General features: G+C 72.2%; 16 protein-coding genes. 9 read left to right on the top strand and 7 right to left on the bottom strand.

Annotation, left to right across the window (positions count from 1 at the left end):
* Positions 1–128: 128 nt before the first annotated feature.
* Positions 129–926, bottom strand: a complete 798-nt coding sequence (locus ACZ7L5_RS17315; RefSeq protein ID WP_471517461.1) for an SDR family NAD(P)-dependent oxidoreductase — start codon at positions 924–926, stop codon at positions 129–131.
* A 50-nt stretch (positions 927–976) separates the two neighbouring features.
* On the opposite strand from ACZ7L5_RS17315, the gene ACZ7L5_RS17310 reads away from it, so the two are divergent.
* Positions 977–1,525, top strand: coding sequence for a hypothetical protein (locus ACZ7L5_RS17310; protein WP_363036488.1), 549 nt, complete (start codon positions 977–979; stop codon positions 1,523–1,525).
* Here ACZ7L5_RS17310 and ACZ7L5_RS17305 read toward each other — a convergent pair.
* From ACZ7L5_RS17305 to ACZ7L5_RS17295, 3 genes are all read right to left on the bottom strand, one after another.
* Positions 1,516–2,430: an SDR family oxidoreductase gene (locus ACZ7L5_RS17305; RefSeq protein ID WP_471517459.1), complete on the bottom strand. Its 915-nt coding sequence runs from the start codon at positions 2,428–2,430 to the stop codon at positions 1,516–1,518. The genes ACZ7L5_RS17310 and ACZ7L5_RS17305 overlap by 10 nt on opposite strands.
* A gap of 172 nt (positions 2,431–2,602) precedes the next feature.
* Positions 2,603–3,232, bottom strand: a complete 630-nt coding sequence (locus ACZ7L5_RS17300) for an MBL fold metallo-hydrolase (RefSeq protein ID WP_471517458.1) — start codon at positions 3,230–3,232, stop codon at positions 2,603–2,605.
* Positions 3,232–4,320: an S-(hydroxymethyl)mycothiol dehydrogenase gene (locus tag ACZ7L5_RS17295; RefSeq protein ID WP_471517456.1), complete on the bottom strand. Its 1,089-nt coding sequence runs from the start codon at positions 4,318–4,320 to the stop codon at positions 3,232–3,234. Before ACZ7L5_RS17295 ends, ACZ7L5_RS17300 begins: the two co-directional genes overlap by 1 nt.
* A 278-nt stretch (positions 4,321–4,598) precedes the next feature.
* On the opposite strand from ACZ7L5_RS17295, the gene ACZ7L5_RS17290 reads away from it, so the two are divergent.
* A complete protein-coding gene (locus tag ACZ7L5_RS17290) occupies positions 4,599–6,353 on the top strand; it encodes an ABC transporter ATP-binding protein (RefSeq protein ID WP_471517454.1) in 1,755 nt (584 codons plus the stop codon).
* Positions 6,354–6,456: 103 nt separating this feature from the next.
* Here the strand turns inward: ACZ7L5_RS17290 and ACZ7L5_RS17285 are convergent, their stop codons facing one another.
* Positions 6,457–7,302, bottom strand: a complete 846-nt coding sequence (locus ACZ7L5_RS17285; RefSeq protein WP_471517452.1) for a (2Fe-2S)-binding protein — start codon at positions 7,300–7,302, stop codon at positions 6,457–6,459.
* 203 nt (positions 7,303–7,505) lie between these two features.
* On the opposite strand from ACZ7L5_RS17285, the gene ACZ7L5_RS17280 reads away from it, so the two are divergent.
* The 7 genes from ACZ7L5_RS17280 to ACZ7L5_RS17250 all read left to right on the top strand — a co-directional run bounded on the left by ACZ7L5_RS17280 (position 7,506) and on the right by ACZ7L5_RS17250 (position 15,543).
* Positions 7,506–7,877 carry an ABC transporter substrate-binding protein gene (locus tag ACZ7L5_RS17280; protein ID WP_471517450.1) on the top strand — a complete coding sequence of 124 codons (372 nt, stop codon included), beginning with the start codon at positions 7,506–7,508 and terminating at the stop codon, positions 7,875–7,877.
* Positions 7,878–7,967: 90 nt separating this feature from the next.
* Positions 7,968–9,143 (top strand): ATP-grasp domain-containing protein, encoded by a 1,176-nt coding sequence (locus tag ACZ7L5_RS17275; protein ID WP_471517449.1) that lies wholly within the window; start codon positions 7,968–7,970, stop codon positions 9,141–9,143.
* Complete coding sequence (locus ACZ7L5_RS17270) at positions 9,140–10,831, top strand: IucA/IucC family protein (protein WP_471517448.1); 1,692 nt, start codon at positions 9,140–9,142, stop codon at positions 10,829–10,831. Before ACZ7L5_RS17275 ends, ACZ7L5_RS17270 begins: the two co-directional genes overlap by 4 nt.
* Positions 10,828–12,021 carry an MFS transporter gene (locus tag ACZ7L5_RS17265; RefSeq protein WP_471517446.1) on the top strand — a complete coding sequence of 398 codons (1,194 nt, stop codon included), beginning with the start codon at positions 10,828–10,830 and terminating at the stop codon, positions 12,019–12,021. The genes ACZ7L5_RS17270 and ACZ7L5_RS17265 overlap by 4 nt, the downstream gene beginning before the upstream one ends.
* Positions 12,021–13,802, top strand: a complete 1,782-nt coding sequence (locus tag ACZ7L5_RS17260) for an IucA/IucC family protein (RefSeq protein WP_471517445.1) — start codon at positions 12,021–12,023, stop codon at positions 13,800–13,802. Before ACZ7L5_RS17265 ends, ACZ7L5_RS17260 begins: the two co-directional genes overlap by 1 nt.
* The gene (locus ACZ7L5_RS17255) at positions 13,799–15,127 is read left to right on the top strand and encodes a type III PLP-dependent enzyme (RefSeq protein ID WP_471517444.1); all 1,329 of its coding nucleotides are present in this window, start codon (positions 13,799–13,801) and stop codon (positions 15,125–15,127) included. Before ACZ7L5_RS17260 ends, ACZ7L5_RS17255 begins: the two co-directional genes overlap by 4 nt.
* Before the next feature lie 50 nt (positions 15,128–15,177).
* The gene (locus tag ACZ7L5_RS17250; RefSeq protein WP_471517443.1) at positions 15,178–15,543 is read left to right on the top strand and encodes a nuclear transport factor 2 family protein; all 366 of its coding nucleotides are present in this window, start codon (positions 15,178–15,180) and stop codon (positions 15,541–15,543) included.
* Between the two features lie 233 nt (positions 15,544–15,776).
* Here the strand turns inward: ACZ7L5_RS17250 and ACZ7L5_RS17245 are convergent, their stop codons facing one another.
* Together ACZ7L5_RS17245 and ACZ7L5_RS17240 are read right to left on the bottom strand one after the other, a co-directional pair.
* Positions 15,777–16,778, bottom strand: coding sequence for a CU044_5270 family protein (locus tag ACZ7L5_RS17245; RefSeq protein WP_471517442.1), 1,002 nt, complete (start codon positions 16,776–16,778; stop codon positions 15,777–15,779).
* Positions 16,771–17,304 (bottom strand): RNA polymerase sigma factor, encoded by a 534-nt coding sequence (locus ACZ7L5_RS17240; protein ID WP_471517441.1) that lies wholly within the window; start codon positions 17,302–17,304, stop codon positions 16,771–16,773. Before ACZ7L5_RS17240 ends, ACZ7L5_RS17245 begins: the two co-directional genes overlap by 8 nt.
* Positions 17,305–17,369 lie beyond the last annotated feature (65 nt).

Here is a 17,369-nt window from a genome sequence, read left to right as displayed (position 1 = left end):
CTTCTGCCAGGTAGACCGCTGTACGGGGGCTTCGGTTGTGGCGCGCGCCGGGCTGTGACCGAACGGTGAAACTTCGCCGGGCCTGACTGTGACCTATGTGGTCCGGCTCACTCGGTGAGTGGGGAGTTTCAGGCGTTGCCCGGGCGCCGCACCGCAGCCCGGAAACCGGTGTTGACCGCGGTGAGGCCGCCGTCGACGGTGAGGGTGGCGCCGGTGATCCAGGCGGCGTCGCGGGACGCGAGGAAGGCGACCGCGGCGGCGATGTCCTCGGGCTCACCGACCCGGCCCAGCGGGTACAGCGGGCGGATCGCGTCGAGTTCCGCCTCCCGCCCCTCCCACGCCGAGGTCCGCACCGTGCCCGGCGTCACCAGGTTGACGCGGACTCCGCGCGCGGCGGCGTGCCCGGCGAGGGTGCGGGTGAGGGAACCGAGGCCGGCCTTGGCGGCGCTGTAGGCGTGATTGCCGAAGTCCTGCAGCCCGTTGACGGAGCCGATGTTCACGACGGCTCCACGGCCGGTGGCGGCCAGCTCCGGGAGCGCGGCACGGCAGCAGCGGTACGTGCCGGTCAGGGTGACGTCGAGGTCGCGGGCCCACGCCTCGTCCGGGCCGTCCTCGAAGAGCGCGGTGTCGGGCGAGCAGGAGGCCGCGCTGTTGACCAGGACGTCGAGCGAGCCGAAGGCGTCGACGGCGTGGGCGACGGCCGCCTCGACGGACGCGAGGTCGGCGACATCGCATGCCGACGCCCGCACCGCGAGTCCCCGCCCCCGCAGTTTCGCCGCGGTCCGCTCGGCCTCGGGCCCGTCCACGTCCGTGACGAGCACGCGGGCCCCCTCCTCGGCGAACCGGCGGGCGGTCGCCGCGCCGATGCCGCGGGCCGCACCGGTGACCAGGACTCCGTGACCTGCGAAGCGCGTTGTGTCCGTCATGGACCGAACCGTAGTGCCGGAAGGATCATCCGGGCAGATAGCGTGCGCCCATGTCCGTGTTCATTCAGCAACTCCCCGCGCTCATAGGCGTCGTGATCGGCGCGCTCGGTTCGTACATGGCGGTCGTGCGGGGCGACCGGATGAGGTTCCGGCGGGAGCAGACGGCGCGTTGGGAGGAGCGGCGGCTCACGGTGTACGCCGACTACGCGCAGTCGGTGAAGAAGACGGTCACGGTGACGTACCGGGTCGCCGCCCGGGCAGGCGTCGATCCGTACCCGGATCCCCTGAGTCTCGAAGAGGCGCAGCCGCTGCTGGCCGAGGCGAGCCTGCGCCGGGACCCCTCGGGTGAGGCGCTGCTCATGCTGGGCAGCCGCGAGGTGGTGGAGAAGGCGCGGGTCTGGGTCGTGGCGGCGATGGAGATGGAACGGTTCGTGCGGGAGGGCCGGGACGACCGTGCGGCCTGGCAGGCGCTGCTGGAACGGCAGCGGGCCGGGCGCGAGGGCTACTACACGGCCGTACGCGACGACCTGGGCCTGCCGCCGGGCCACTCGGCGCGCTGGCCGCTCCCGGTCATGAACCCGGTGCCGCCTCAGCGGTAGCCGGTCGTGTCCGCCGGTTTGCCCGCGTCCTGGACCTCCACGAGGTACCGCCACGCGTCGGGCCGGCTGCCGTCGAGGTCCGTGAAGCCGTAGACCGGAGCGAGCTGCCCGCTGGAGAGGGACTCTCCGTTCCAGCGGGCCACGTCGGGGTCAGCGGCGAGGGCGGCGACGGCGCGCCCCACGTAGCGCGGGGTCTCGGAGATGGCGAAGTGCGGGACGCGTTCCAGGGCGTCGCGCCAGTTGTCCTCGCGCACCTCGAACGCGTCGAGCATCATCTCCGAGCGCAGCCAGCCCGGGGTCAGCGCGACGGCGGTGGCGCCGCGCGGTCCGAGTTCATGGCCGAGGGAGAACGCCATGCGCAGGACGGATGTCTTGGCGAGGTCGTAGAAGAAGGAGTTCCGGTAGTTGGCGCCGTTGTAGTCGGCCGTGCCGTCGGTCATCTCGACGACCAGTCCGCCGGGGTGGCGCAGGAGCAGGGGCAGGGCGTGGTGGCTGGTGATCGCGTGCGTCTCGACCCCGAGCCGCAGCAGCCTGAGGCCCTTGTCCAGGTCGTGCTCCCAGACAGGGCTGTCCCAGGCGAAGAGTTTCTCGCCGCCCCAGACGTCGTTGACGAGGACGTCGAGGCGGCCCTGTTCGTCCGCGATGCGGTCGACGAGGACGCGGACCTGGGCGGGGTCGAGGTGATCGGTGGGTACGGCGACGCCGTGCCCGCCCGCTTCGGTGACGAGGTCGGCCGTGTCCTCGATCGTTTCGGGGCGGTTGTACTCGGAGCGCCGGGCACGCGTGCTGCGTCCGGTCACGTAGACGGTGGCGCCGGCCGCCCCGAGCTCCACGGCGATGCCGCGCCCGGCGCCCCGTGTCGCGCCGGCGACGAGTGCGACCTTGTCCTTCAACGGCTGTGACATGTCCGGCCTCCCGACCCTGTGCGCCCGACCCTCTGCGAGCGATGTCGTCTTCGAGGGTGCCGGGTAAGCCGGACATCTTCTGTCGTCTTTTGCTGGATCCTGCTCCGATCCTGCCGTGGGGTCACCCGGCCGGGCGCAGGCGCGCGTCGAGGTGCGTCAAGCGGACGCGGCCTCAGTGGCCGCGGTCGATCCACTCCTGAAGCTGGGGTGCCTCCGCGCCGATGGTGGTCCCGTCGCCGTGGCCGGTGAGGACCTTGGTCTCGGGTGGGAGGGCGAGCAGGCGGGTGCGGATCGAGTCGATGATCGTCGGGAAGTGGGAGTAGGAACGGCCGGTGGCGCCGGGACCGCCCTGGAAGAGGGTGTCGCCGGTGAAGACGACACCCAGTCCGGGGTCGTACAGGCACACCGCGCCCGGCGCGTGCCCCGGGGTGTGCAGGACCGTCAGGTCGACGCCCGGGCCCTCGATGATCTGCCCGTCCACGAGGTGGGCGTCGGGGTCGCGGTCCGGGTGGGTCTGCTTCCACAGGGACAGGTCGTCGGGGTGGAGCCAGATCGTGGCGCCGGTGCGGTCGGCGAGGGCGGGCGCGGCGTCGATGTGGTCGTTGTGGGCGTGGGTGCACACGATCGCGGTGAGGCGCCGGCCGCCGACGGCCTTGACGATGGCGTCGGCGTCGTGGGCGGCGTCGATGACGATCACCTCGTGGTCGTCGCCGACGAGCCACACGTTGTTGTCGACGTCCCAGGTGCCGCCGTCGAGCTTGAACTGGCCGGAGGTGACGAGGCGTTCGATGCGGGCGGTCATCAGAACATCACCACCGAGCGCAGGACGTCACCGTGGTGCATCCGCTCGAACGCCTTCTCCACCTCGTCGAGTTGGATGGTCTCGGTGACGAACGCGTCCAGGTCCAGACGGCCCTGGAGGTGCAGGTCGATCAGCATCGGGAAGTCCCGGCTCGGCAGGCAGTCGCCGTACCAGGACGACTTCAGGGCGCCGCCGCGTCCGAAGACGTCCAGCAGCGGCAGCTCCAGCTTCATTTCCGGGGTGGGCACGCCGACGAGGACGACCGTGCCGGCGAGGTCGCGGGCGTAGAAGGCCTGCTTGTACGTCTCCGGGCGGCCGACCGCCTCGATGACGACATCCGCGCCGAACCCGCCGGTCAGCTCACGGATCGCGTCCACCGGGTCGGTCTCGCGCGAGTTGACGGTGTGGGTGGCGCCCATCGTGCGGGCCTTGTCGAGCTTGCGGTCGTCGATGTCCACGGCGATGATCTTCGCCGCGCCCGCCAGGTTCGACCCGGCGATCGCGGCGTCCCCGACGCCGCCGCAGCCGATCACGGCGACGGTGTCGCCCCGGCCGACGTTGCCGGTGTTGATCGCGGCGCCGATGCCGGCCATCACACCGCAGCCCAGCAGGCCGGCCACCTGCGGGGTGACCGCCGCGTCGACCTTGGTGCACTGCCCCGAGGCGACCAGGGTCTTCTCTGCGAAGGCTCCGATACCGAGCGCCGGGGAGAGTTCCCGGCCGTCCGAGGCGAGGGTCATCTTCTGCTTCGCGTTGTGGGTGGCGAAGCAGTACCAGGGTCGGCCGCGCAGACAGGCCCGGCACTGCCCGCACACCGCACGCCAGTTGAGGACGACGAAGTCGCCGGGCGCGACGTCCGTGACGCCCTCGCCGACCGACTCCACCACGCCGGCCGCCTCGTGGCCCAGCAGGAACGGGAAGTCGTCACTGATGCCGCCCTGTTTGTAGTGCAGGTCGGTGTGACAGACGCCGCAGGCCTGGACCTGTACGACGGCTTCTCCCGGCCCCGGGTCCGGCACGACGATCGTCTCCACGCGCACGGCCTCGTCCTTGCCCGGTGCGATCACGCCGCGTACTTCCTGCGCCATGGTGCTCCACCCTTCCCTCGGCGGGTCTTCGTCCACTGCCGACCCTAGTCGTGACTGATCGGTAAGGGGGTGCGACAGACGCCATCCGACTAGGCAGTCGCGCTCCGCCGGCCTCGAACGGCCCGCACGGGACTCTCCGGCGTCGGGTGTTCTCGGGAACAGCAGCCTACGCGCGGTCACCGAACGGCCCCGGCGCTCGCGCGGGCACGAAAACGGCAGGCTCCGCAGGAGAGCGCCGACGTAGCCTGAAGGCTCCGTTCGACTCCCCAAGGAGCCCCGTGAGCATCGCAGCGACCGAATCCACGCCGCCCACCTGGCGGCTGCTCCTTGGCTATGTGCGCCCGCACCGGTGGACCCTGCTGGTGGGTGCCGTGCTCTCGCTGGTCACCGGGGCCACGGGGCTGCTCCTGCCGCTGGTGGCAAAGGGGTTGATCGACGACCTGTCCCACGACCGGGCCATCACCGGGGCTTTGGTGATCATGTCCGGGCTGGTCGTGACCAACGCGGCGGTGGGCGCGCTCGGTTCGTATGTGCTGCAGCGCACCGCCGAGTCGGTTGTGCTGGGTGCGCGGCGCACCCTGTCGTCGTATCTGCTGAGGCTGCGCATCACCGCCGTGGACCGCAGTGAGCCGGGCGATCTGATGGCCCGTATCACCTCGGACACGACGCTGCTGCGGGAGGTCACGACCGACTCGCTCGTCGGTCTCGGCACCGGAGGGCTCACCCTCGTGGCGACGGTGGCGATGATGGGTGTGGTGGAACCGGTGCTGCTGCTGGTCACCCTCGCTGTGATCCTCGGCGCGGGCACGATCCTCGGTGTGATCGTGCCGCGCATCAACCGGGCCAGCCGGCAGGCGCAGGACGCCGTCGGGGTGATGGGGGCCTCGCTGGAGCGGATCCTCGGCGCGCTGCGCACGGTGAAGGCGTCCGGCGCCGAGCACCGGGAGGAGCGGACGCTGCACGAGGCAGCCGAGGAGTCGTGGCGGCAGAGCGTGCGGGCCGCCAAGTGGTCGGCGGCGGCGGGCAACACGGCGGGACTCGCGATGCAGATAGCGTTCATCACGGTGCTCGCGGTGGGCGGGGCGCGCGTGGCGACCGGGGCGATCGACGTGGGCACGCTGGTGGCGTTCCTGCTGTACGTCTTCTATCTGATGTCGCCGATCCAGCAGGTCGTCGGCGCGATCACGCAGTACCAGACCGGCGCGGCGGCGCTCGCCAGGATCCAGGAGGCGCTGCAACTGCCCGCCGAACCGGCTGCCGCACCCGCCCCGTTGCCCTCCGCCGGTGCCGAACCCGCCGCGCTCGCCTTCGAGGACGTCCGCTTCCGGTACGCCGACGATCTGCCGTACGTCCACCACGGGGTGACGTTCGCCGTACCGGCGCAGGGCATGACCGCCTTCGTCGGACCGTCCGGCGCGGGCAAGACCACCGTCTTCTCCCTCATAGAGCGGTTCTACGACCCGGAGGCCGGGACCATCACGCTCGACGGGCGTGACCTGGCGGACTGGGAACTGGCCCAACTCCGGTCTGCGATCGGCTATGTGGAGCAGGACGCCCCGGTGCTGTCGGGTTCGCTGCGGGACAACCTGCTGCTGGGCCATCCCGACGCGGACGACGACGCCGTCACACGCGTACTGAAGACGACCCGCCTCGACGGCCTGGTCGCGCGGCTGCCCGGCGGCGTCGACACGCTCGTCGGCCACCGGGGCACCAAGCTGTCCGGCGGCGAACGCCAGCGTGTCGCCATCGCCCGCGCCCTGCTGCGCCGCCCCCGCCTGCTGCTCCTGGACGAGGCCACCTCGCAGCTGGACGCGGTGAACGAGGCCGCGTTGCGCGACACGGTCGCCGATGTGGCCCGTACAACCACGGTTCTGGTCGTCGCGCATCGCCTCTCGACGGTGACGATGGCCGACCGGATCGTCGTGATGGACGGGGGCCGGGTGCGCGCGGTGGGCACGCATCGCGAACTCGTGGCGGCCGACCCGCTCTACGCGGAGCTGGCGGCGACGCAGTTCCTGGCGACGGCCGAGTGACCACGGCCGACTGACCACAGCCGGGCGTCAAACCGAGTACCGAGCACCGAGTGACGAGTGACGACGCCCGTGCGGCATCGTGCGGCCCCGGTGTCCGGACGGTTCAGGCCTGGAGCCTGCGCAGCCGCTCCGCGTCACAGGTGCGGGGGCAGGTGCCGCACGCCTCGTCCGGGCGGATCGTGTAGTACATGCAGCACCCGGTGCGGGTGCGCGTCGGGTGCCGGCGCCCGTCGTCGGTCGTCAGGTGCCGGAAGTCGGCACCGTCGGGGTACGGGGTCATGGCGGTCGGCAGCAGCCTTGTGGCCGCCTCGACGGCGTCGTCCTCACGGCCGAGCGTGCGGCCGAGGTACCAGACGCCCGAGACCAGGTCGTCGGCGACCATGCCCCACAGGGCGCGCGAGCGGCGGCGCGTGACGGGGCCCATCGCGTCCAGGAGTGGCCCCATGTGATCGGCGACAGCGGTGCGCAACTCGGCGTGAAGGGCCTCCTCATGAGGGACCGTCAGGACACCCGGCAGCAGGGCGGCCGGGTCGTCGGCCAGGCAGGCGAGGTCGCTCCCCGGCGTGAGGGTGAACTCGGCCGAGTCGAGGTCCAGGCGCAGGTCCTCGGGCCGGATTCGCGGCACGCGGCGTTCCAGGTACCAGACGCCGCTCATGAGGAGTGAGACCGACCACGCGTAGTCGTGCAGGGCGCGCGAGGCGGCGACATCCCGGCGTGGAACTACCCCGTGGCGATCGTGAATTCGGGCGGCCTCCGCGGCGACGAAGGCGTCGAGCACGGCCTCGTCCTTCACCAGCTCCGCCGCCGACACTCCCGCCCGGTCCTCATCGTCCGCGCGCTCGGCGATCCGCACGGACAGCACGTCGCAGAGATCACCCAGCCGCGTATAGGCGTCACGGAGCGTATGCGCGACGGCGCCGGCCGGCGGGGTCGTCAGGGCCACGGACATCGGTGCTCCTGTGCGGGTTTCGGCGAAAGCCAGATAGGTAAGGCTTACCTTACACTCGTGATCAAGTGGAAAGTGCCAGGTGGGGTTTCCGCGGTTCGCGAAGACCGATCGCCGACTCGTGACGGCTGATCACCTATCGCGATCACCACAGTGATCACGCGGCATTTGAGGTCTAAAGCAAGGCTAACCTAAGCTCACGGTTTGTGACTGCGACCCAACAGGGCGCACCGATCGGTGTGCCCTTCCGTGCCCTCAGGCACGTACCGCTCTTCCTCACCGGCCTCGCCGCTCTGGCGCTCTGCACCGCGCTCAGCCTCGCCCTCGGGGCCCGCTCCGTGCCCCTCGACCAGGCCGACGCGGACCTGATCTTCGTCACCGCCGCCGACGCCGAGGCCAAGACGCAGAAGAAGCAGGTCCTCTCCAACCCGGTGTGGAAGGACCTCCCGGCCGTGAAGGACGGCAAGGTCTTCGAGGCCCCTGACGAGACCTGGATGTCCGGCATCGGCGTCCAGGCCGCCGAGGAGATGCTCAAGGACGTCGCGAAAGCCACCGGAGTGGAGCTTTCGGCGAAGTAACTGCCGCTATCTCTCGGGGCGGGCCGTACCCGACCGGCGCCCGGCCCGCCCCGCAACCCCCCATCTGCTAGCGGAAGTTGTTCACCCGGCATGCGCCTGTACCTGCTCGCTCTCAACCCCACCGACTCCGTCTCCGAGGGCTTCCTGCCCGCCGCGGCCCGGCTGGGCCTGGACGTCACCGTCCTCACCGACCAGCCCGACTCCCACCGCCGCGCCTACCCGGACATCGAAATCCTGGAGTGCGACGTCCGTGACTTCCGGGCTGTGATCACCCGCGTCTCGACCCATCACAAGCCCGACGCCGTCTTCACCAACAGCGACCACCTCCAGACCCAGGCAGCCCTGGCCGCCGCCTACTTCGGCCTCCCCGGCAAGGACTGGCGGGCCACCCTGCGCTGCAAGGACAAGGCCGAGATGCGCCGCCGCCTGGCCGCGGCCGGCATGGACACCGTCCGGTCTGCCGAGCTGACCGAACCGGTCGCACCCGGCGGCACGCCGTACCCGTGTGTCGTCAAGCCGCGCGAGGGCGTGGCCAGCGAGGACGTCGTCCTCGTGCACGGCCCGGAGGAGCTGGTGACACACTCCAAGGCGATCCTGGAGCGCCGCCCCGGCACCGTCCTGGTCGTCGAGGAGTATCTGCCCGGCAACCTGTTCACCCTGGAGACCCTCGGCGACGGGCGGGTCCGCCATGTCCTGGGCGGCTTCCACACAGAGCTGTCGCCGCCTCCGTACTTCATCGAGGAACGCCTCACCTTCGTCCCCGCCCACCCCGAGCCGGTCGTCGCGCGGGTTCTGGAGCAACTGGACGCGCTGGGCGTCGGGTTCGGCGCCTGTCACACCGAGTTCGTGGTGCACGAGGGACGGGCGCGGATCATCGAGGTCAACTACCGCGCCATCGGCGACCAGTGCGACCTGCTGCTCGCCCGGCTGCTGGAGATCCCGCTCTTCGAGCACATCCTGCGCACCCACCTGGGCGAGCCGCTCCCGGCCGACCTGGGCACCCGCCGGGACGGTGCGGCCCGCCTGGAGTACCCGTGCGCAGACCGCGAGGGCACCCTCGTCGACGCCCCGGAGTCCACTGAACTCGACGTCAGTGGCGTGCATCTGACGTACCGTCCGCTGCGCGCGCCGGGTGAGCGACACGAGCTGTACCGCACCAACCGCGACTACCTCGGCGTCCTGCGGGCCACCGGCACCGACCAGCCGACCGTGGACCGGGTGGTGGCCGGATTCCTGGCCGAGCGGCGCTGGGAGATCAAGCCGTGACCGCGCCGGCCGTGCCGGACACCTGCGAGGCGCAGCTGCTGACGCGGGTGCTCAGTGCGCTGCTGCGGGAGGACGTGGCCGGGCTGCGCACGCGCGGCGCTCTCGTGCACCGGCCGGACGGCGACTGGGTGCGCCTGACGACGCCGGGCGGCGACGCGCTGCTGCTGCCGGTGGCCGAGGACGGCTACCAGTGCGTGTACGCCGCCCGGCTGCCGCTCCTGCTGCGCGAGTCGGACGGCGCCGAGCTGACGTCGCACGACACCGTGCTCGGCGCGCTGCGGGCGCTCGCCGAACCGGAGGACCGGGGCGGCTTCGACGCGTTCGCCGAGGAGTGCCGACAGACGCTGGCCACGATGCGGTTGCACGCCGTGACGCGGGCGGAGGTCATGGCGGGCCTCGGGGACGGCCTTTGGCGCGGGACGGGCCTCGGTAGCGGCCTGGTGTTCGACACCCTCGCCGCCCGTCACGACCATCCGGTCTACCCGACGGCGCGGGGCCGCTCGGGGCTGCACGAGGAGCAACTTCGGGCGTATGCCCCGGAGTTCCGTCCGCGCTTCGCGTTGCGCTGGGTCGCCGTGCCCCGGGACGCGGTCACCCTGGCGGGTGCGCTGCCGGAGTTCTGGCCGACGCCCGCGAGCCTCGGACTGCCCGAGGTTCTGGGCACGCATGTGATGCTGCCGGTCCATCCGCTGACCGTCGACGCCGTGCGCGCCGCCGGCCTCCCGGACGGCACGGTGCTCGCCGACCGGGCTCACCTGGACGTCGTACCGACGTTGTCCATGAGGACGGTCGTCACGGTCACGGATCCCTCCGTGCATCTCAAACTCCCCCTTGTCACGGCGACGTTGGGGCTGCGCAACAAGCGGACCATCAAGCCCGGCACGCTCGTCGACGGTGCGGCGGGGCAGCGGCTGCTGGAGGCGGTGACCGACCGTGAGCCACGGTTCCGGGACACGATCCTGCATGCCGACGAGACGACGTACGCGCATGCCGGGCACGAGCTGCTCGCCGTCCTGTGCCGCCGCCACCCGTCCGGCCTCGACGACGCCGTGGTGGTGCCGATGGCGGCGCTCCTCGCACCGGCGCCCGACGGACGGCCGGTGATCGACGGTCTCGCCGACCGGTTCTACGGCGGCGACCCGCCGGCCCTGCTCGACGCGGCCCTCACCCTGCTGTTCGACTGGCAGACCACGCTGTTCGGTTATGGCATCGCCCTGGAGTCGCACCAGCAGAACGTCTCGCTGGTCCTGCGGCCGGGCAGCCTGCGGCTGTTGTTCAAGGACAACGACGGGCCGCGCGTCAACACCGAACGGCTGGACGCCGTGCTGCCGGGGCCGTGGGGGTTCGACGACGCGCGGATCCTCGGTACGGACGACGGGCCGGTCGCCGACCTCTTCGCCACGATCACCGTGCATCTGTGCGCCGGCGCGTACGCGTTCGGGCTGCCCCGGTACCGCCGTGCGCTGCTGGAGCTCCTGCGTGACCGGCTGGCGGAGGCCGTCGACCGGCTCGGCGGCGACGCGGCCGACGTCCTGCGCGCCCGTGTGCTGGAGGCCGCCGAGCTGCCGGTGAAGGCGATGGTGTCCGCCGGGACGCTGCTGTCCAAGGAACGCTCGGGTGCGGCCGACATCAACAAGCACTACACGACGGGACCCAACTACCTGCTGCGGGAGGGGGCTTCGGCATGAGCGCCCAAGCTCTGCGGTTGCCGCGGTCGGGGTTCGGGCGCGGGCAGGTGCACGCGGTGGCGGGCTGCTACTTCGTGGCGTCCTTCGCCGCGCTGGGGCTGCCGCCGTATCTCACCGAGATCCTGCCGGAGCTGGGCGACCGGGACGCACGCTGGGCGGGCGTGCTCTACGTCGTGCCGACCGTGTTCGGTGCGCTCGGTGCCCCGCTGTGGGGACGGCTCACGGACCGCTACGGCCGTAAACGGCTGTTGCTGCGCGCCCAGTTGGGGCTCGCACTGTCCTTCCTGCTGGCGGGCTGGGCGGACTCGCTGGCCACGTTCACGGTGGCGCTGGTGCTCCAGGGGGTCCTGGGCGGCACCTTCGCCGCGTCCAACGGCTATCTGGGCGCGGCCCTGGAGGGCCCGGCCCTGTCGAAGGCGCTCACCCTGATGCAGGGCAGCGCACGGGCCGCGCTGGTCGCCGCGCCGATCCTGGTCGGCTCGCTGTCGGGCTGGCTGTCCCCGCACCGGCAGTACGCCCTGCCCGCCGTACTGCCGCTGACGGCCGCGCTGCTGCTCGCGGCGCTGCCCGAACCGGCTCCGGCCGAGGAGCCTCGGCCGGAGCCGGAGGCCATATCCGCCGAGGTGCCCGAGGTGTGGTCGCTCAAGGGCCTGTTCGCCCTGGAGTTCGCCTTCGTGTTCGCGACCGTCATCTCCTTCCCCTACCTCGTCGAACTCGTCCGCGACCGGCTCCCTGGCACCTCACCGGCGCTGGCCGGCGTCCTGTTCGCCCTGCCCCACCTGTGCTATCTGGTGGCCGCGCTGGCGGTGCACGCCGCCTTCCGCAGCCGCCCACGGGCCGGCCTCGTGCTCGGCTTCGCCTGCACAGCGCTTGGGCTCGCCGGACACGGGATCGCCGGCCCACTGACCGCGCTGATCGCCGTAAGGCTGCTGCTGGGGGCCGGCCTCACGCTCGGCCTGGTCTGTCTGTCGGTGCCGGCCGCCGACAGCGCCAAGGGCCGGGCGCCCGGCAGGCTGTTCGGTTCACTGGAGTTCTTCTCCAAGGCCGGCGCGGTAGCCGCCGGCGTGACCGCGGCGGCCGGCAGCGCCCGCTACGGGCCGGCCGCACCCGTGCTGATAGGCGGCGCCGCTGCCGCCGTCACAGCCGCTCTTCTCCCCACTCTGCACCTGCGCACCCGCTGGAGCCACTGATGCCCTCCCTGACCGACTCCCACGGGAGCTCCCCCGAGCTCTCGACGCCGCTCGACGAGCGGGGCGGTACCCCACTCGCCCGCACCGGCCTGCCCACCGCCGACGAGGCAGTGGCCCACACCCTCCTCAACTGCCTGCTGCGCGAGGTGTCCGGCCCCGAGCACCAGTCCGTCGTCACCGACGGACGGCTGCTGCTGCGGCTGCCGCGCCGCAGCGTCCTGCTGCGCGTCGCCCTGCGCCGCACCTCGCTGTTGGGTGCGCACCGGTTCACCGGACCGGTGAGCGAGCAGCGGGACGGTGCATGGGCCGAGGTGGGCTGGCGGCGCCTCGCCGAGTACACCCACGACGAGCTGTCGCTGCGCACGGGCGTGCGCAACGAGGAGTTCCTGGAGCAGATCGCCTCCAGCCACGAGGCCGTCGACACGGCTCTCGCCGCCACGCGTGCGGCTCACCATCCGACCGACGACCGGCTCTCCACCTACCTCGCCTCCGAGCAGTCCCTCCTCTTCGGCCACCGCTTCCACCCCACGCCGAAGGCCCGCACGGGCGACCCGCGCGCCTGGTCCGCGTACGCCCCGGAGGCCGGGGCCGCCTTCCCGCTGCGGCACCTCGCCGTGCGCGCCGATCTGATCGCCGAGGAACACGCCGACCCGGCGGCCGTCGCCGCCCTGGACCGGCAGCGCGCCGACGTGCCGGCCGGCTACCGGCTGCTGCCCGCGCACCCCTGGCAGTACGAGACACTCCGCGAGCACCCGCTGCTGCGCGCCGCCCTGGACCGCGGCGACGTCGTCGACGTGGGCCCGGGCGGACGGCCGTTCGCCGCCACCGCGTCGGTGCGCACGCTGTACGACGGGGAGACGTTCCTCAAGTTCAGCCTGAATGTGCGGATCACCAACTGCCTGCGCAAGAACAGCAGTTACGAGCTCTGCGGCGCCGTCGCCCTCACCCGCGTCCTGGCACCGGCGCTGGCCGACCTCGCCGAGCGCTTCCCCGCCAGCGCCGTCCTGCGCGAGCCCGCCTACCGCACGCTCGCCCTCCCCGGCCCCGACGGCACACCGGACCGCGCACTGTTCGAGGGTTTCGGCGTCATCGTCCGCGAGGGCCTGCCGCGACGGCTCACCCCGGGCACCACTCCCCTGCTCGCCGCCGCCGTCGCCGACGAGTACCCGACCGGCCCCGCCCACATCTCCCGCCTCCTCGCCGGGGCCGACGAACAGGCGGCCCTCGACTGGTGGTCGACGTATCTGGACCTTCTCCTGCCGCCCGTCCTGGCCGCCTACTTCGACCACGGGCTGGTCCTCGAACCCCACCTCCAGAACGTCCTGATCTGCGTCGACGGCGAAGGTCGGCCCGCCCAGGTCCTGTTCCGCGACCTGGAGGGCACCAAGCTGGTCCTCGACCACCACGAGGACACCCTCGCCGCGCTGCCGCCGGAGGTCGCGGGGCCCCTGACCTACGACGCACAGCGCGGCTGGGACCGCGTCGTGTACTGCCTGCTGGTCAACCACATCGCCGAGCTGCTGGCCGCGCTCGCCGACCTGCACCCGCAGGCGGAGGCCGCGCTGTGGAGCCGGGTACGCGACACGCTCCGGGCGTACACCGACCGGTTCGGCTGCCCGCCCCGGCTGTCCGCCCTGCTCGCCGGGGTGCCGTTGCCCGCCAAGGCCAATCTCCTCACCCGCTGGGAGCGCAAGGCCGACCGGGAGGCGGGCTACGTCCGGCTGCCGTCGCCGCTCGCCGAGGACATCCTGCGCGACACGACCGGGAGCGCTGCCCGATGACCGACCCCACGCCCGCGGTACGCGACCGCATCCTGTCCCTGCCCGCAACCGAACTGCCCGCGTACGTCTACGACATGACGGCCCTGCGCACCCACGCCGCCGCCGTGCGTGCCGCGTTGCCCGAGCGGGTCGAGCTGTACTACGCCGCGAAGGCCAACCCGGAGCCGGAGATCCTGGCCGCGCTCGGTCCGTACGTCGACGGCTACGAGGTCTCCTCGGGCGGCGAACTCGCCCACGTCGCCAAGGCGGTGCCGGGTCGTCCGCTCGTCTTCGGCGGTCCCGGCAAGACACCGGACGAGGTGACGGCCGCGCTGGAGACGGGAGCCGAGCGCTTCCACGTCGAGAGCGCGCACGAGCTGCGCATGCTGGCCGAGTTGGCGCGACGTGTGACGCCCGGGCGGCGGGTGGCGGTGCTGCCGCGCGTCAACCTGCCGGTGGCCGACGGGACGTTGGCGGGCAGCTCCCTGGCCATGGGCGGCCGGCCGACCCCGTTCGGCATGGATCCCGAGCGAGCCGAAGCGGTGATCGGCGCGCTGACGGACGGGACGTACCCGCAGCTCGAACTGCGCGGCGTGCACGCCCACCTGGCCAGCGGGCTCGAAGCCCCGGAGCAGGTGGCGGTGGCCGAGTCCGTCGTCGCCTGGGCGACAGGGCTCGGCGTCCGGCTCGGTGTCCGGCTCGCCGAAGTGAACGTCGGCGGCGGCATGCACGTCGACTACGCCGCCCCGGAACGGCGCTTCGGCTGGGAGACGTACGGCATCGGGCTCGCCCGGCTGACCGAACGGCACCCGGGGCTCACCCTGCGCATCGAGCCGGGCCGGGCGCTCACGGCGTACTGCGGCTGGTACGCCACCGAGGTACTGGACGTGAAGCGCAGTCACGGCGAGGAGTTCGCCGTCGTCCGGGGCGGCACCCACCATCTGCGGACGCCGGCGACCAAGGGGCACGACCAGCCGTGCTCCGTCCTGCCGGTGGACGCCTGGCCGCACCCATGGCCACGGCCGGCCGCCGCGGACGAGCGAACCGGGATCGGGGCCCCCTCGGACGAAGTCCCGGGGAGGATCACACTGGCCGGACAGCTGTGCACCCCGAAGGACATCCTGGCCCGCCGGGTCCCGGCACCGGGACTGCGGGCCGGGGACCGGGTGGCATTCGCGCTGGTGGGGGCATATGCGTGGAACATCTCCCACCATGACTTCCTCATGCACCCACGGCCCGGATTCCACTTCCTGGACGGCGGTTCCGGGGCGCGGAGGGGCCTGGGCGGGCGCGTGGATTCGGCTGGGCTTGCCGAGTCCGGCGGGGCGGAGGACTCTCAAAGGTGAGGCCCTCGCGGCCGCTCCTCGTCCTGCCGCGGGCCTCGGAGGAGGTCACCATGGGCACCGCTGCACGCCCGTCTTTCGACACCGACACACTGCGCCGGGCCGTGGAAGGACAAAGCCCGGATTCGCTTCTGTCGCTGTACACGGACGACGCGGAGATACGCGTCGTGAACCGCAACGCCCAGCCCAGCCACCCGAAGGTGCTGCACGGCCGCAACGAGATCGCCGACATGCTCACCGATGTCTACAGCCGCGACATGACGCACAAGCTGGAAGGCTGCGTGATCCAGGGCGACAGCGCGGCCTACAGCGAGTCCTGTGAGTATGCGGACGGTGTGCGCGTCATGTCCGAGTCGATGATCACGCTGCGCGACGGCAGGATCTCGCGGCAGATCATCATCGAGGCATGGGACGAGTAGGGAGGACGCTGCCGGAGGTCCAGGTCACGTCACGGTTGAGCTGGACCTTCTCGGCGCGTGCCGCCGCGGGCCGGTCACGTTTGGTCAGGTCCGGGCGGCCATGGCCGGTGTCCGCGGCGGGCCGACTGCTGTCCGCCGCTCTCGCGCGCACGGCGCTGCGCGCGGTGCGGCCTCGCCGGCTTCCTGCATCGCATCGTGCTGTCCGTATCCGGCGTACCCGGCATCGAGCGTGATCAGCGCATCCACGCGCTGTACGACATCACGTCGCCGGCCTTGACGCCGTACTCCGGTTCGGCCTTCGTGAAGGTCGTCTCAAGGCCGAGCACGGCGCCGGTGGCCGGGTCCATGATCAGCATCTCGCGGGTGCCGGGCAGGTCCACAACGTAGGCCTGTCCGCGCCGTCCGAGACGGTCCGTCACCTGGCCGAGCGGCTTGAGCCCCGCCGTGTCCGCGAGGAGTCGCGCGAGCGTCGCCGACTCGCGGGCGCCGAGCGTCCAGGTGCCGAGCAGCGACCCGACGGCGTCGAGGAGCTCGCCGGTGGTCAGCGCGGTCCTGCTGTACGCGGCCTCCTGCAGGTAGGCACGCAGGCCTGCGACGTCGGTGGGAGGCGGCGACTGCGGCGGAGCGTCGCTCCAACTGCGCGGGTACGTCTGCTTGCTGAGGACATGGCCGTCCTCGACCGGACGCGGCTCGCCGTCCTCGTCGGTCAGGACCGGCCGGCCGGGGTGGCGCGGGTCGGTCGCCACGACGATCTCCGTGTGGCTGTCGTCGGCGTGCCATCGCACGATGCGCTCGATCGGGAGCGTGATGGGCGGCTTCTTGTCGCTCATGGCCAGGCTCCACGCCTGCACGTGCGTGCCCTTGCGCAGTGCGGGCGCGTTGTCCGCCGCCGCCCGCTCGGCACGCTCGGCCAGCTCCTTCAGCGGGACGGGCGAGGTATCCGTCTGCACGACCAGGGGCCGCGGCGCGGCGACAGCGGGGGCCGTCGTCTGGCCCGTGAACAGCAACGCCGACACGAGCGCCGCGACGACGGCCGTGGCCGCGAGACCCCAGGCCAGCCGGGTGCGGCGACGGGGGACGGCGGCGGTGGCGGGCGTGGCGGTGGCGGTGGCGCGTTCGTGCAGCAGCCGGTCGAGGTGGCGTTCCGCATGATGGTCCAGCGGGCCGTCACCGAAGTGCGGGCCGTCGACCGGTACCGGGTTGGCTCCGCGCAGCAGTTCGAGTTCGTCAGCCATGGCTTCGTTCCTTGGACACGGTCGTCGGGCTCAAACGGTCGATCTCGGCTCTGAGTCGGCGCCGGGCCCGGTGCAGCCGCATGGCCGCGGCCCGACTGCCGCAGCCGAGTGCCACGGCGACCTCCTCGACGCCCAGTTCCTCCCACGCCGTCAGACGCAGGACCTCCTGGTCGGCCGGGGACAGCCGGTGCAGCGCCTCGTGCACCCAGGCGCCCGGTGCCTCCGCGTCGGGGCTGTCCACGATGTGCCGGCCGTGCGCGGTCTCGTCGTTGCCGAGCCGGTCGACCAGTCTCCGCCGGCGCCCGTAGCCGCGTACCGCGTTCGCCAGGCAGTTGCGCGCCACGCCGTACAGCCAGGGCAGCGGTGCGGCCGGGAGGTCGTCCCGGCGCCGCCAGGCGACGGTGAAGACCTCCGCCACCACTTCCTCGACCTCACTCGTACGCCCGTCCAGTCGCCGCGCGACATAGCGGCTGACCGCCCAGTAGTGCTCGCGATAGGCAGCGGCGAAGATCTCGTCGTTGCTCATGTTCCGTTCGTGTCCGGCACCGGCCGGATCGTCACACCCGTTTCCGTGATTCTTGTCGCGCCCCC

It is taken from the genome of Streptomyces sp. NPDC107528 (genome assembly GCF_055639295.1).
Note: the sequence above shows the minus strand (reverse complement) of the source record. Positions and strands in the feature narration are given on the sequence as shown.